This window comes from Promicromonospora sp. NPDC059942 (genome assembly GCF_042731755.1).
Classification (GTDB): domain Bacteria; phylum Actinomycetota; class Actinomycetes; order Actinomycetales; family Cellulomonadaceae; genus Promicromonospora.
Genome location: NZ_JBHWLR010000023.1, coordinates 6,665 through 20,239 on the forward strand (window position 1 = coordinate 6,665; position 13,575 = coordinate 20,239).

Sequence of the window (13,575 nt, forward strand, 5' to 3'; positions counted from 1 at the left end):
TGTGGGGAAACCCCCCAAAAACCCCACCCCCCCCCCGCCCTTTTGGGGTGTGGGTTTTTTGTTTTTTCCGGGCCGGAAAAAAACAAAAACCCCAGCACTCAACGAAGCGGGCTAGGCGAAGTTGAAGATCGGGCCGAACGTCACCACCACGATCGCGGCCCAGATCGCGTAGACCGGCAGGTACTGGGTCTGCCAGCGCTCGATCGCGCCGAACGTGCGCTGCCCGCGGACGAAGCCGGTCGCCAGCCACGCCGCCCACGCGAGGTGCACCAGGAGCACGAGGTTGAGCCCGAGGGCCGCGACCTTGTTGGCCGTGAAGCCGAACTCGGCGATCCGCGTGAGCATCGCGGTCAGCGCCACGGCGTCCACCGCGAGCGCCGCGCCGACCAGGATGAGCTGCAGCCAGTCGAAGATCCCGGGCGGCGCGAGCGGGTCGCGGGCCGAGATCGAGTACAGCAGCAGGAACAGGACCAGCACGAGGATCGCGTCCATGAGGATGAGCAGGTCCCGGTCCACCGCGGTGAGCGGCCCGTTGACGAGCAGCACCACGAAGATCGCGACCAGCATGACGATCGTCAACGGCGTGAACACCCGGGTCAGCACGGGGGCGATGTTCTCGACGACGTTCTTCTTGGCCTCCACCAGCCACGCGCCGACCAGCAGTGCACCCGGGATGGCGAACGGCAGGAGCCAGTCGCCGAGGAACGGCTCGAAGTCGACCCCGACGAGGCTGAGCGAGCCGAAGGTGAGTCCGATCAGCAGCCCGCCGCCGAGCTGGATCAGCGCGAGGTAGATGATGAGCTCGCCGGTGAACCGGACGAAGTCCATCCGGCGCGCGCCGGACCGCCACGCCCCGCCCGCGTACACGACGCCCAGCAGCAGCCAGAGCACCACGGGCGTGTGGGTGATCGCGAGGAACTCGGTCATGCCCGGTCCGTCGAACTCCCCCGGCTGGAACGGGTACAGGTTGACCACGAGCGCGAACGCCGTCGTGATCGCGACCAGCAGGGCGCTCACCCGCCACGGCACGTGCCGCTTCCACACGAAGTACCCGGCCAGGAACGGCAGGACGGCGAAGACGGCGTTGCGCACGAGCACCAGCTCGTTGCCGGTCGTGGCGGCGAGCAGCACCTTGAGCACGATCCCCGCGCCGACCGCGAGGGCCAGGACGACGGCCAGCTCGCGCCAGCGCCCGCCGTCGCTCGGCTCCTCGGGGACAAGCACGAGCTGCTTCCAGAGCCGTTCGGAGTGCTCACGCGCGAACTCGCGGGACACCTCGTCGAGGTTGCCCATGCGCTTGACCGCGACGAGGAAGGCCTCCTCGTCCTCCAGCCCGGTCGCCGTCAGGTCGCTGACCTGGCCGCGCAGGTGGTCCTCCATCTCGTCGACGTCGGCCGCCGAGATCGCCCGACGGCGCTGGACGTAGCCGCGCCACAGGTCGATCTGTTCTTCCAGCACGACGTGCTCGGCCGGCCCGGTCTGCTGGGCCGGGCCGACGCCGTTCGCGTTCTGGTCGCTCATCAGGCCCACCCCTCCGCGACGGCGGGGCCGGGCTGGACGTCCTGCCAGACCTGCTTGAGCGCGTCGGAGACGACCGCCCACTGCTGCCGCCGCTCCGCGAGCGCCTCCTTGCCCGACGCGGTGATCGCGTAGTGCTTGCGCCGCCGCCCGACGTCGGACGTGCCCCACGTCGCCTTGACGTATTCCAGGCGCTCCAGCCGGTGGAGCAGGGGGTAGAGCATGCCGTCCGTCCACTCCATGCGGCCGCCGGAGAGCTCGTTGACGCGCTTGAGGATCGCGTAGCCGTACGACTCGCCGTCGGACAGGATGCCGAGGACGAGCGGCGTCGCGGACGCCGCGACCAGATCCTTGTCGATGTGCACCTGCACTCCTATGCCTAGTGCTGCTAGGGATACTTACCCTAGCAGCACTAGGCATAGGAGAACTAGGTTCGTGTCGGACGTCGCGTCGTGGGCCTTTTCGCCGCGGCGCGATAGACCGACACCGTCGGCTCGCCGTCGAGCCAGAAGCGCCACGGAAACAGGTCGGCGCGGCCGCCGTCGCCGCTCACGCCGACGCGCGGCCCGGACAGCACGGTGCCCGACGGTGTTTCGGGGACCTCCAGCACCACCGCGCCCTCCGGGTCGGTGACGTCGGCGCCGTCGTCGGACAGGTCGAGGCCGAGCGCGACGGTGAGGCGCGCGGGTCCGCGGGCCAGGTCACGGTCGGTGCGCGCGACGCCCGAGGCGAGGCGCCGAGTCCGTGCGAGCGCCAGCCCCTCGGGGCCGGGCCCCGTCACCTCGCCGGCGCGCAGCAGCACCGCGGACGCCGTCCCCTCCGGACCGCAGACCACGTTGGCGCAGTAGTGCAGGCCCAGGTGCCGGTACACGTAGAGCCGCCCTGGCTCGCCGAACATCGTCTCGTTGCGCCGGCTCGGGCCGCGGAAGGCGTGCGAGCCGGGGTCGTTCGTCCCGTCGTAGGCCTCGATCTCGGTGATCCGCAGCGTGACGGCGCCGTCGGGGGTACGGCGGGTCAGCGTGGCGCCGAGCAGGTCGCGCGCGACATCGACCACGGGCCGGTCGAAGAACCGGCGGGCCGGCACGGTCATGGGTGCGTCACTCGGGTTGGCTCCTCGGTCGTCCGCTCCATCAGATCAGCGCGCCGACCCCGTCCAGGTGCAGGTCGGCCCGTTCACGGGTGCGCTCCCGCGCGTAGTGCTCCGCCTCGTCCGCCATCCAGCGCAGCCAGTGCTCGCGGGCGTCCTCGCCGTCGCGCGCCAGGCCGCGGCGCAGCCGCTCGGTCTCGTCCGCCTGGACCCAGATGCGGAACGCGCCCAGGGCGTCCACCTGGCGCGCGCCCGCGCCGCAGCCCTCCACCACCAGGTGGGCCGACGGCGGGACGTCGTGCCACTCGGCCCATTCGCCCTCGACCCAGTCGTAGCGCCGATACCGCACCTGCTCCCCCGCGACCAGCGGGTCCAGGACCCAGCGGCGCAGGTTCTCGGCGCCGCCGTCGGGCCCTGCCGCCCAGCCCTCGTAGAGGTCGTCCATGTGGATCACCGGGGCCTCCAGCGCGTCCGCGAGCTGCGCGGCCAGCGTCGTCTTGCCCGACCCGGCGGGCCCGTCGACGCAGATCAGACGCGCGTCGACCACCCGGATCCGTCCCAGCACCTCACCCAGCACCCCTGGCGTGACGGTCATCCTGCTCCCCTCATAGGTCTACCCAGCGATTGTGCCCGGATCCACGTGGATTCCGGGCACAATCGCTGGGTAGACGCCGCGCGGTCGCGCGAGCCAGTCGCCCGTCAGGACTCCGGCTGGGCCCAGAAGCGGAACTCCGTGGAGCGCTCCTTGGCGGCCTCGATCTGCTCCGCGACCCGCGCCGGGGCGGTACCGCCCACGTTGTCGCGCGAGGCGAGCGAGCCCTCGACCGACAGCACGGAGCGCACGTCGGGGGTGAGGTGCTCCGAGATCTTGGCCAGGTCCTCGTCGGACAGGTCCCACAGCTCGATGCCGCGCGCCTCGCACTCCTGCACGCAGGAGCCGGCCACCTCGTGCGCCACCCGGAACGGGACGCCCTGCTTGACGAGCCACTCGGCGATGTCGGTCGCGAGCGAGAAGCCCTGCGGCGCGAGCTCGGCCATGCGGTCGGTGTCGAACACCATGGTGCGCACCATGCCCGTGAACGCGGGCAGCACCGCCGTGAGCGTCGCCACCTGGTCGAACACCGGCTCCTTGTCCTCCTGCAGGTCGCGGTTGTACGCGAGCGGCAGGCCCTTGAGCGTGGTGAGCAGGCCGGTGAGGTCACCGATCACGCGCCCGGCCTTGCCGCGCGCGAGCTCGGCGATGTCCGGGTTCTTCTTCTGCGGCATGATCGACGAGCCCGTGGAGTACGCGTCGTCGAGGCGGACGAACCCGAACTCCTTGGTGTTCCAGAGGATGACCTCCTCCGCGATCCGCGACAGGTCCACCGCGATCATCGCCGCGACGAAGGCGAACTCGGCCGCCACGTCGCGCGAGGCCGTGCCGTCGATCGAGTTCTCGACCGGCCCGCCCTCCAGGCCCAGGTCGGCGGCCACGGCCGCCGGGTCCAGGCCGAGCGAGGAACCCGCGAGCGCACCCGAGCCGTAGGGCGACTTCGAGGCGCGCACGTCCCAGTCGAGGAACCGGTCCACGTCGCGCAGCAGCGGCCACGCGTGTGCCAGCAGGTGGTGCGCCAGCAGCACCGGCTGGGCGTGCTGCAGGTGGGTGCGGCCCGGCATGGGGGCGTTCCCGGCGGCGGCCGCCTGGACGATGAGCTCGTCCACGAGGTCGAGCACCTGCGTGCCCACGGTACGGGCCTGGTCGCGCAGGTACAGCCGCACCAGCGTGGCGATCTGATCGTTGCGGGACCGGCCGGCGCGCAGCTTGCCACCCAGCTCGTCGCCGGCGCGCTCCAGCAGGCCGCGCTCCAGCGCGGTGTGCACGTCCTCGTCGTCGAGCACCGGCATGAAGGCGCCCGAGACGACGTCCTGCTCCAGGACGTCGAGCGCGTCGATCATCCGCGCGAGCTCCGGCTCGGTGAGCAGGCCGGCGGTCGCCAGGGCACGGGCGTGCGCCCGCGACCCGGCGATGTCGTACTGCGCGAGCCGCCAGTCGAAGTGCGTCGACTGCGACAGCGCGGACAGCTCCGGCGACGGCCCGCCGGCGAACCGGCCGCCCCAGAGGGCGACCTTCGGGCCGGTGTGCCCGCCGACGGTCCGCGAGGTCGCGTGCTCGACGTCCTTGCCGTCGTGCTCGCTCACAGCGCGCCTGCCGTCAGGTTCGCCTTGGCGCCGAGGTCCACGCCGTTGCCGAACTTCTCGTCGCGCGCGGCGGCGAGCTTGGCGGTGAGGCCGTAGATCTCGATGAAGCCGCGGGCCTGCGACTGGTCGAACGCGTCGCCCTCGTCGTAGGTGGCGAGGTTGAAGTCGTACAGCGACTGCTCCGAGCGACGTCCGGTCACGGTGGCCCGGCCGCCGTGCAGCACCATGCGGATGTCGCCCGAGACGTACTTCTGGGTGTCGTCGACGAAGACGTCCAGCGACTTCTTCAGCGGCGAGAACCACATGCCGTCGTAGACGAGCTCGCTCCAGCGCTGCTCGACCTGGCGCTTGAACCGGGCCTGCTCGCGCTCGAGCGTGACGTTCTCCAGCTCCTGGTGGGCAGCGATCAGCGCGATCGCACCGGGAGCCTCGTAGATCTCGCGGGACTTGATGCCCACGAGCCGGTCCTCGACGATGTCGATGCGGCCGACACCCTGGGCGCCCGCACGGCGGTTCATCTCCTGGATGGCCTGCAGCGGGGTGACGGGCACGCCGTCGATCGCCACGGGGATGCCCTGCTCGAACGTGAGGATGACCTCGTCGGCGACCGGCGGGAACGTCGGGTCGTCGGTGTAGGAGTAGACGTCCTTGGTGGGCTCGTTCCAGATGTCCTCGAGGAAGCCCGTCTCGACGGCGCGGCCCCACACGTTCTGGTCGATCGAGAACGGGTTCTTCTTCGTGGTCGCGATCGGCAGGTCGTGCTTCTCCGCGTAGTCGATGGCCTTCTCGCGGGTCAGCGCGAGATCACGCACCGGCGCGATCGACTTGAGGTCGGGCGCGAGCGACGTGGTGGCCACCTCGAACCGGACCTGGTCGTTGCCCTTGCCGGTGCAGCCGTGGGCCACGGTCGAGGCACCGAACTCGCGGGCGGCGCGCACCATGTGCTTGACGATCACGGGGCGCGAGATGGCGGAGACCAGCGGGTAGCGGTCGAGGTACATGCCGTTGGCCCGCAGCGCGGGCATGCAGTACTCGGCGGCGAACTCGTCGCGCGCGTCGGCGACATACGCCTCGACGGCGCCGCAGTCCAGCGCGCGCTGGCGGATGACGTTCATGTCCTCGCCGCCCTGGCCGACGTCGACGGCCACGGCGACCACCTCGGCCCCGGTGGCCTCGGCGATCCAGCCGATGGCGACGGAGGTGTCCAGGCCGCCCGAGTAGGCGAGCACGACGCGTTCAGTCATGATTGACGTTCTCTTTCCGGTGGTGGTGTTCAGGTGCAATTCTTGTGGGTTCTCAGGCGCTGAGCGCGAGGAAGCGGCCCGCGAGTGCGGCGCCGTCGGCGTCGCGCGCGATCACGAGGATCGTGTCGTCCCCCGCGATGGTCCCCAGCATCCCGGGGAAGACGGAGTGGTCGATGGCTGAGGCCAGCAGGTTTGCCGCCCCCGGCGGGGTGCGGAGCACCACAAGGTTGCCCGACGACTCGGCCGAGACCAGCAGCTCCTTGGCGAGCCGGGCCAGCCGCGCGGACAGGTACTCCTCGCTCGCGTCGGACTGGGCGCTGCGGTCCCCGCCCTCGCCCGGGACCGCGTAGACGAGCGTGCCGTCCGAGCCGCGGACCTTCTCGGCCTGCAGCTCGATCAGGTCACGCGACAGCGTGCCCTGCGTGACGCTCACGCCGTCGGCCGCCAGCGCGTCGGCCAGCTCGGCCTGCGAGTGGATCGCGTTGCGCGTGACGATCGCGGTGATCCGGGCGTGCCGGGCCGCCTTCGTGGTCGCGGTGGTCGCCGTCGTCGCCGGCTGCCGGGTGACCATCAGCCCTGCTCCAGCAGCCAGGCCAGCAGCGCCTTCTGCGCGTGCAGGCGGTTCTCGGCCTCGTCGAAGACCACGGACTGCGGCCCGTCGATGACGTCGGCGGTGATCTCCTTGCCGCGGTACGCCGGCAGGCAGTGCAGCACGAGCGCGTCCGGCGCGGCGGCCGCGAGCAGCTCCGCGTTGACCTGGTAGTCCCAGAACGGCTTGGACCGCGCCTCGGCCTCGTCCTCGTCGCCCATCGACACCCAGGTGTCGGTGGCCACGACGTCCGCGCCGGCCACGGCCTCCTTGGCGGACGTCGTCACGGTCACCGAGCCGCCCGTGGTCGCGGCGATCTCGGCCGCCCGGGCGACCATGGCGGCGTCGGGCAGGTAGCCCTCCGGGCCCGCGATCCGCACGTGCAGGCCGGCCGTCGCACAGCCCAGCAGGTAGGAGTTGCCCATGTTGTTCGCGGCGTCGCCCACGTAGGCGAACGTGGTGCCGGGCAGGCTGTCCAGCCCCCGGTGCTGCGCCACCGTGAGCAGGTCCGCGAGGATCTGGCAGGGGTGGAAGTCGTCGGTGAGGGCGTTGACCACGGGCACGCGCGAGACGGACGCCATCTCCTCGATGCGGTCCTGCCCGAACGTGCGCCACGCGATCGCGGACACCTGCCGGTCGAGCACGCGCGTGGTGTCCGCGACGGACTCGCGCACGCCGATCTGGGCGAGCCGGCCGTCCACCACGAGCGGGAACCCGCCGAGCTCGGCGATCCCGGCCGCGAACGACACCTGGGTGCGCAGCGTCGGCTTGTCGGTGATGAACGCGACGGCCTTCGGGCCCTCCAGCGGACGCTTCGCGTACCGGTCGGCGCGCAGGGCGAGGCCGAGCTCCAGGACGGCCTTCTGCTCGGCGGGCGTCAGGTCGTCGTCGCGCAGGAAGTGGCGGGTCATGCGGGGTCCTCCGGGGTCTGGACGTGCTCGGAGAGCGAGGCGAAGAAGCGGGCGGCCTCCGTGGCCTGCTCCGCGGTCAGGATCAGGGGCGGGGCGAGCCGGATCGCGTCCGGCGCCACCGCGTTGACGATGAGTCCGGCCTCCAGGGCGGCGGCGGCCACCTGCGGCGCCACCGGCTCGTTGAGCACGACGGCGAGCAGCAGCCCGCGGCCGCGGACCTCCTTGACGAGCGGGCTGCCGCACATCTCGATCTCCTGGCGCAGCAGCGCCCCGACCTCGCGCACGTTGGTCAGCAGGCCGTCGCGCTCGATCACGCCGAGCGTCGCGAGCGCCGCCGCCGAGGCCACGGGGTTGCCGCCGAACGTGCTGCCGTGCTGACCGCGGCCGAGCAGGCGCGCGGCGTCGCCGTACGCGATCACCGCGCCGACGGGGAAGCCACCGCCGAGGCCCTTGGCGACCGTGACGACGTCGGGCACGATGCCGCCGCCGATCTCCGGCTGCTGGTAGGCGAACCACGAGCCGCACCGGCCGACGCCCGTCTGGACCTCGTCCAGCACGAGCAGCGCGCCGTGCGCCCGGGTCAGGCGGCGGGCGGCCGCGAGGTAGCCGGGCGGCAGTGGCCGCACGCCGGCCTCGCCCTGCACGGGCTCGACCACCAGGGCCGCGACCTCGCCGTGCTCGGCGACGGACTGCGGCGTGAACGCGGCCTCCAGAGCGGCGAGGTCGCCGAACGGCAGGTGCTCGACGCCGCCCGGGAGCGGCTCGAACGGCTCGCGGTACGCGGCCTTCGCGGTCAGCGCGAGCGCGCCCATCGACCGGCCGTGGAAGCCGCCCTCCAGGGCGAGCACGCGCGTGCGCGTGCCGACGCCGGACGACGTCGCGACCCGGCGCGTCATCTTGAACGCCGCCTCGACCGCCTCGGTGCCCGAGTTGGTGAGGAACACGCGCGAGTCCTCCGGTGCCTCGGCCACACGCAGCAGCGTCTCGGCGAGCGCGATCTGGGCGGGCGTGCCGAAGAAGTTGGAGACGTGCCCGAGCGTGCCGAGCTGGGCGCTGATCGCGGCCGTCAGCGTCGGGTGGGCGTGGCCCAGCGCGTTCACCGCGATGCCCGCGAGCAGGTCGAGGTAGCGCTTGCCGTCGGCGTCCCACACGTAGGCGCCCTCGCCGCGCACCAGCACGCGCTGCGGCGGGCCGAACGTGTCCATCACCGCGCCCGAGTACCGCTGGGTCCATGCGGCGACGGAGCCGTCGGCCGTCAGGGCCGCGCTCTCGTCGGCCGGGATCACCGTGCTCATGCGTCCGTTCCTTCCTGGGCCTCGAAGGCCTCGGCGTCCTCTGCCGGTGCAGGCCCCGCGACCACCATCGTGCCGTTGCCCCGCGTGGTGAAGACCTCCAGCAGCGCGCTGTGCGGCTGCCGTCCGTCGATGACCGTCGCGGCGCCCACGCCGCCCTCGACGGCGCGCAGGCATGCCTCCATCTTGGGCACCATCCCGGCCTGGAGGGTGGGCAGCAGCTCGGCCAGCTCGGGCGCCGTGATCCGCTCGACGAGCGAGCCCTTGTCGGGCCAGTCCGTGTACAGGCCCTCGACGTCGGTCAGCACGATGAGCTTCTTCGCGCCAAGCGCCACCGCGAGCGCGGAGGCCGCGGTGTCCGCGTTGACGTTGAGCACCTGGGTGGGGTCGTCCTTGTCGGGCGCGATCGTGGAGACGACGGGAATGCGCCCGGCCTCCAGCAGGTCCTCCACGGCGCGCGGGTCCACCTGGACGACGTCGCCCACGAGGCCGACGTCGACGGGCACGCCCTCGACGATCGCGTGCCGGCGCTGAGCGCCGAGCAGGCCGCCGTCCTCCCCGGACAGGCCGACGGCGACGGGGCCGTGGGCGTTGATCAGGCCCACGAGCTCCCGGCTGACCTGGCCCGTGAGGACCATGCGCACGATCTCCATGGCCTCCGGCGTGGTGACGCGCAGGCCGCCCTTGAACTCCGACTCGATGCCGAGCCGGTCGAGCATGGCGTTGATCTGCGGTCCCCCGCCGTGCACGACGACGGGCCGCAGCCCCACCTGCCGCAGGAACACCATGTCCTGCGCGAAGGCGGCCTTGAGCTCGGCGTCGATCATGGCGTTGCCGCCGTACTTGACCACGACGAGCGCGCCCGAGAACTCCTGCAGCCAGGGCAGGGCCTCGATGAGCACCTCGGCCTTCTGGTCGGGCCGCAGCCCGTTCACGATGTCGCTGCTCATGTGCTGTACGCGCTGTTCTCGTGGACGTAGTCGTGCGTGAGGTCGTTGGTCCACAGCGTGATCTCGGCGTCGCCGGCGTGCAGGTCGATGGTGAACGTGACCTCGCGGGCCGCGGCCATGTCGACCTTCTCCGGCGGCTCGTAGGCGCCGCCCGCCTTGCAGACCAGGACGCCGTTGACGCTCACGTCGAGCTCGGCCGGGTCGAACGGCGCGACGTCCTCGGGGACGGTGCCGACCTGGGACAGGATGCGGCCCCAGTTCGGGTCGTTGCCGAACACGGCGGCCTTGACCAGGTTGGACCGGCTGACGGCCCGGGCGACGGCCAGCGCGGCGTCCTCGGTGGTCGCGTTCGTGACGGTGATGGCGATGTCGTGGGACGCGCCCTCGGCGTCCGCGACGAGCTGCCGGGCGAGGTCGGCGCAGATCTCGGTGACGGCCGCGGTGAGTGTTGCCAGGTCGGGCGTGACGCCGGAGGCGCCCGAGGCCATGAGCACCACGGTGTCCGAGGTGGACATGGCGCCGTCGGAGTCGACGCGGTCGAAGGTGACGCGCGTGGCGGCGCGCAGGGCGGCGTCGGCGTCCGCGGCGGGGACGACGGCGTCCGTGGTCACCACGCACAGCATCGTCGCCAGGGCGGGGGCGAGCATGCCCGCGCCCTTGGCCATGCCGCCCACCGTGAAGGTGCCCGACGGCGTCTCGACGGTGCGCACCGCCGTCTTGGCCACGGTGTCCGTGGTCATGATGGCGGTGGCGGCGGCCTTGCCGGCCGCGTCGTCGGCGGCGAGCGCGCCGACCGCGACGGGCACGCCCGCGAGCAGCTTGTCCGCGGCCAGGCGGACGCCGATCAGGCCGGTGGAGGCGACCAGCACGTCGATGGCGCCGATGCCGAGCTCGCCGGCGACCTTCTCCGCGGTGGCGTGCGCGTCCTGGAACCCGCCCGGTCCGGTGCACACGTTGGCGCCGCCGGAGTTGAGCACGACGGCGCGGGCGGCGCCGTCCTTCACGGCCTGGCGCGACCACATGACCGGCGCGCCGACCACGCGGTTGCTCGTGAACACCGCGGCGGCGGAGAACTCGGGGCCGTCGTTGACGACCAGCGCCAGGTCCGGCCGACCGGAGGCCTTCAGGCCCGCCGTGACCCCGGCGGCGCGGAACCCTTGCGGGGAGGTCACCGTCATGGTGCGACTCCTTCGGTGATGAGGCCGGCGGTCTCCCGCAGGCCGAGGGCGAGGTTCATGGACTGGACCGCGGCGCCCGCGGTCCCCTTGACCAGGTTGTCGATGGCCGTGACCGTGACGACCCGGCGCGCGGCCGCGTCGACGGCGACCTGGACCAGGGCCGTGTTGGCGCCGAGCGTCATCGCCGTGCTGGGCCACTGCCCCTCGGGCAGCAGGTGCACGAACGGCTCGTCGGCGTAGGCGGCCTCCCAGGCGGCGCGGACCTGCTCCGGGTCGGCGCCCTTCGCCAGCCGGGCGGTCGCGGTCGCGAGGATGCCGCGCGCCATCGGCACGAGGGTGGGCGTGAAGCTGATGCCGACCTCGGGCGCGCCGGCCACCCGCAGGTTCTGCTGGATCTCCGGGATGTGCCGGTGCGTGCCGCCCACGCCGTACGGCTGGGCCGAACCGAGGGCCTCGCTCGCCAGGAGGTGCGGCTTGAGCGCCTTGCCCGCGCCCGAGTAGCCGTTGGCCAGCACGGCCACGATGTCGGTGGCCTCGACCACGCCCGCGGCGACACCGGGCTGCAGGCCCAGCGTCACCGCCGTGACGTTGCAGCCGGGCACGGCGATGCGGCGGGCGCCGGGCAGCTTGTCGCGCTGGCGGGGGGCGGTGCTCAGGTCGTCGGCGGTCGCGTCGGCGCCCGGCGTCTCGGCGTGGATCAGCTCGGGCATGCCGTACGGCCAGGTCCCCGCGTGCGTCGAGCCGTAGAACTGCTCCCAGTCGCTCGCCGACTCCAGCCGGTGGTCGGCGCCCAGGTCGATGACCAGGACGTCGTCCGGAAGCTGGGCAGCGACCTGGCCCGACGCGCCGTGCGGCAGGCCGAGCACCACGACGTCGTGGCCGGCGAGCGTGTCGGGCGTGGTGGGCTCCAGGATGCGGTGCGCGAGGCCGCGCAGGTGCGGCTGGACCTCGCCGAGGCTCGAACCGGCGCTCGCGTGCGCGGTGAGGGTGCCGATCTCGACGAAGGGGTGGGCCGCGAGGAGGCGCAGGACCTCTCCGCCCGCGTAGCCGGAAGCGCCCGCGACGGCGACTCGGATGAGCTGGCTGCTGGACATATTCGGTAGTGTACATAGTTATGCAGCGGGGGCGAAACCTGTTCCGTACCGCGGACAGGGGACCCGCCGTCGGGCCCCGCCGTCGGGCCCCGCCGCACGCGACGTAGGCTCGGCCCATGCGTGCAGTCGTAGCCCGTGAGGCGGGCGGCCCCGAGGTCCTGTCGTACACCGAGCTCCCCGACCCGGAACCCGGACCGGGGCAGCTCCTGCTCCGCGTCGCCGCGGCCGGCGTCAACTTCATCGACACCTACAAGCGCGCCGGCGTGTACCCGATGCAGTACCCGCACGTCGTCGGCGCCGAGGGCGCGGGCACCGTCGAGGCGCTGGGCGAGGGCGTCACCGGCTTCGCCGTCGGCGACCGCGTGGCCTGGCACGACGGACCCGGCTCGTACGCGGAGCTGGTCGCCGTCGACGCCTCCGGCGTCGTGCACGTGCCCGCCGGGCTCGACCTGACCACCGCCGCCGCGCTCCCCCTGCAGGGGATCACCGCGCACTACCTCGTGCGGTCCACGTTCGAGGTGCAGCCGGGGCACGACGTGCTGCTGCACGCGGGCGCGGGCGGCGTCGGGCTGCTGGCCACCCAGCTCGCCGTCGCGCGCGGCGGCCGGGTCGTGACCACGGTCTCGACGCCGGAGAAGGCGGCGCTGTCCGCCGCCGCCGGCGCGGCGCACACCATCGACTACGCCGCGATGGCCGACATCACCGCCGAGCTGCCCGCGGTCGTGCGCGAGCTGACCGACGGCCAGGGCATGCACGTGGTCTACGACGGCGTGGGCCGGAGCACCTTCGAGGCGTCGCTGGCCTCGCTGCGCCCGCGCGGGATGCTCGTGCTGTTCGGCGGGTCGTCGGGCCAGGTGCCGCCGTTCGACCCGCAGCGGCTCAACAGGGGTGGCTCGCTGTACCTCACCCGGCCGACGATCGCGCACTACGCCCTCACGCGCGCGGAGCTGGAGTGGCGCACGTCGGAGGTGCTGTCGTCCGCGGCGTCGGGCGACCTGGACGTCCGCATCGGGGCGACGTACCCGCTCGCCGACGCAGGCGAGGCGCACCAGGCGCTGGAGTCCCGCGCGACAACGGGCAAGGTCCTGCTGACCCCCTGACCCCTCCCTCCCCCCTCGTTGAGTGCTGGGTATTTGTGGGTTCGAGGCGGTTGGCTCAACAAATACCCAGCACTCAGCGGGCTGGGGCGGGGCGCGGCGCGGTCGGCAGTGGGCGGTGCTGTCGCCCGCCGCGAGATCGATCGGGTGACTGGGCCTTGCCGGCCCTGGGGTCAGTCGCCTGCGTTGAGATCGGTCGGTTGCCTCGAGACCGGTCCATCGATGGACCGGTCTCGATGCAGCCGACCGATCTCGTGGTGCGGCCACGGACGGCAGTACGCAGCGCGCCATCGGCACACAGCACGGTCGGCAGCATGCCTTGAGGTCGGCAGTTTGCTGCGCGGTCGGCAGCTTGCCGGGCGGTCGGCAGTTTGCGTTGAGGTCGGCACAAGAACGTGTCGACCTCCAAAGAAAACGCCCCACCCCTGTGGTACAAC

The 13,575-nt window shown here is 72.5% G+C and carries 13 protein-coding genes; 1 reads left to right on the plus strand and 12 read right to left on the minus strand.

From position 1 onward, the window contains the following. Nucleotides 1–111: 111 nt before the first annotated feature. The 12 genes from ACFV9Q_RS25485 to argC all read right to left on the minus strand — a co-directional run bounded on the left by ACFV9Q_RS25485 (nucleotide 112) and on the right by argC (nucleotide 12,041). Nucleotides 112–1,521 (minus strand): permease prefix domain 1-containing protein, encoded by a 1,410-nt coding sequence (locus ACFV9Q_RS25485; protein ID WP_377236731.1) that lies wholly within the window; start codon nucleotides 1,519–1,521, stop codon nucleotides 112–114. Further along, nucleotides 1,521–1,883: a PadR family transcriptional regulator gene (locus ACFV9Q_RS25490; protein ID WP_377232460.1), complete on the minus strand. Its 363-nt coding sequence runs from the start codon at nucleotides 1,881–1,883 to the stop codon at nucleotides 1,521–1,523. The genes ACFV9Q_RS25485 and ACFV9Q_RS25490 overlap by 1 nt, the downstream gene beginning before the upstream one ends. Nucleotides 1,884–1,945: 62 nt before the next feature. Further along, nucleotides 1,946–2,608 (minus strand): DNA-3-methyladenine glycosylase, encoded by a 663-nt coding sequence (locus ACFV9Q_RS25495; protein WP_377236732.1) that lies wholly within the window; start codon nucleotides 2,606–2,608, stop codon nucleotides 1,946–1,948. A 40-nt stretch (nucleotides 2,609–2,648) separates the two neighbouring features. Beyond that, nucleotides 2,649–3,200: a uridine kinase gene (locus ACFV9Q_RS25500; protein ID WP_377236733.1), complete on the minus strand. Its 552-nt coding sequence runs from the start codon at nucleotides 3,198–3,200 to the stop codon at nucleotides 2,649–2,651. 104 nt (nucleotides 3,201–3,304) lie between these two features. Beyond that, nucleotides 3,305–4,783: an argininosuccinate lyase gene (gene argH / locus ACFV9Q_RS25505; RefSeq protein WP_377236734.1), complete on the minus strand. Its 1,479-nt coding sequence runs from the start codon at nucleotides 4,781–4,783 to the stop codon at nucleotides 3,305–3,307. Further along, the gene (locus ACFV9Q_RS25510) at nucleotides 4,780–6,027 is read right to left on the minus strand and encodes an argininosuccinate synthase (protein WP_377231479.1); all 1,248 of its coding nucleotides are present in this window, start codon (nucleotides 6,025–6,027) and stop codon (nucleotides 4,780–4,782) included. The genes argH and ACFV9Q_RS25510 overlap by 4 nt, the downstream gene beginning before the upstream one ends. A gap of 52 nt (nucleotides 6,028–6,079) precedes the next feature. Further along, complete coding sequence (locus tag ACFV9Q_RS25515; protein ID WP_285101642.1) at nucleotides 6,080–6,598, minus strand: arginine repressor; 519 nt, start codon at nucleotides 6,596–6,598, stop codon at nucleotides 6,080–6,082. Beyond that, on the minus strand, nucleotides 6,598–7,527 hold the full coding sequence (gene argF / locus ACFV9Q_RS25520; protein ID WP_377236735.1) for an ornithine carbamoyltransferase: 930 nt from the start codon (nucleotides 7,525–7,527) through the stop codon (nucleotides 6,598–6,600). Before argF ends, ACFV9Q_RS25515 begins: the two co-directional genes overlap by 1 nt. Beyond that, the gene (locus tag ACFV9Q_RS25525) at nucleotides 7,524–8,822 is read right to left on the minus strand and encodes an acetylornithine transaminase (RefSeq protein ID WP_377236736.1); all 1,299 of its coding nucleotides are present in this window, start codon (nucleotides 8,820–8,822) and stop codon (nucleotides 7,524–7,526) included. The genes argF and ACFV9Q_RS25525 overlap by 4 nt, the downstream gene beginning before the upstream one ends. After that, nucleotides 8,819–9,769, minus strand: coding sequence for an acetylglutamate kinase (gene argB / locus ACFV9Q_RS25530; protein WP_377236737.1), 951 nt, complete (start codon nucleotides 9,767–9,769; stop codon nucleotides 8,819–8,821). The genes ACFV9Q_RS25525 and argB overlap by 4 nt, the downstream gene beginning before the upstream one ends. Further along, nucleotides 9,766–10,947, minus strand: a complete 1,182-nt coding sequence (gene argJ / locus ACFV9Q_RS25535; RefSeq protein ID WP_377236738.1) for a bifunctional glutamate N-acetyltransferase/amino-acid acetyltransferase ArgJ — start codon at nucleotides 10,945–10,947, stop codon at nucleotides 9,766–9,768. Before argJ ends, argB begins: the two co-directional genes overlap by 4 nt. Next, nucleotides 10,944–12,041 carry an N-acetyl-gamma-glutamyl-phosphate reductase gene (argC, locus tag ACFV9Q_RS25540; protein WP_377236739.1) on the minus strand — a complete coding sequence of 366 codons (1,098 nt, stop codon included), beginning with the start codon at nucleotides 12,039–12,041 and terminating at the stop codon, nucleotides 10,944–10,946. Before argC ends, argJ begins: the two co-directional genes overlap by 4 nt. A 116-nt stretch (nucleotides 12,042–12,157) precedes the next feature. On the opposite strand from argC, the gene ACFV9Q_RS25545 reads away from it, so the two are divergent. Continuing rightward, complete coding sequence (locus tag ACFV9Q_RS25545) at nucleotides 12,158–13,141, plus strand: quinone oxidoreductase family protein (RefSeq protein WP_377236740.1); 984 nt, start codon at nucleotides 12,158–12,160, stop codon at nucleotides 13,139–13,141. The last annotated feature ends 434 nt before the right edge of the window (nucleotides 13,142–13,575 follow it).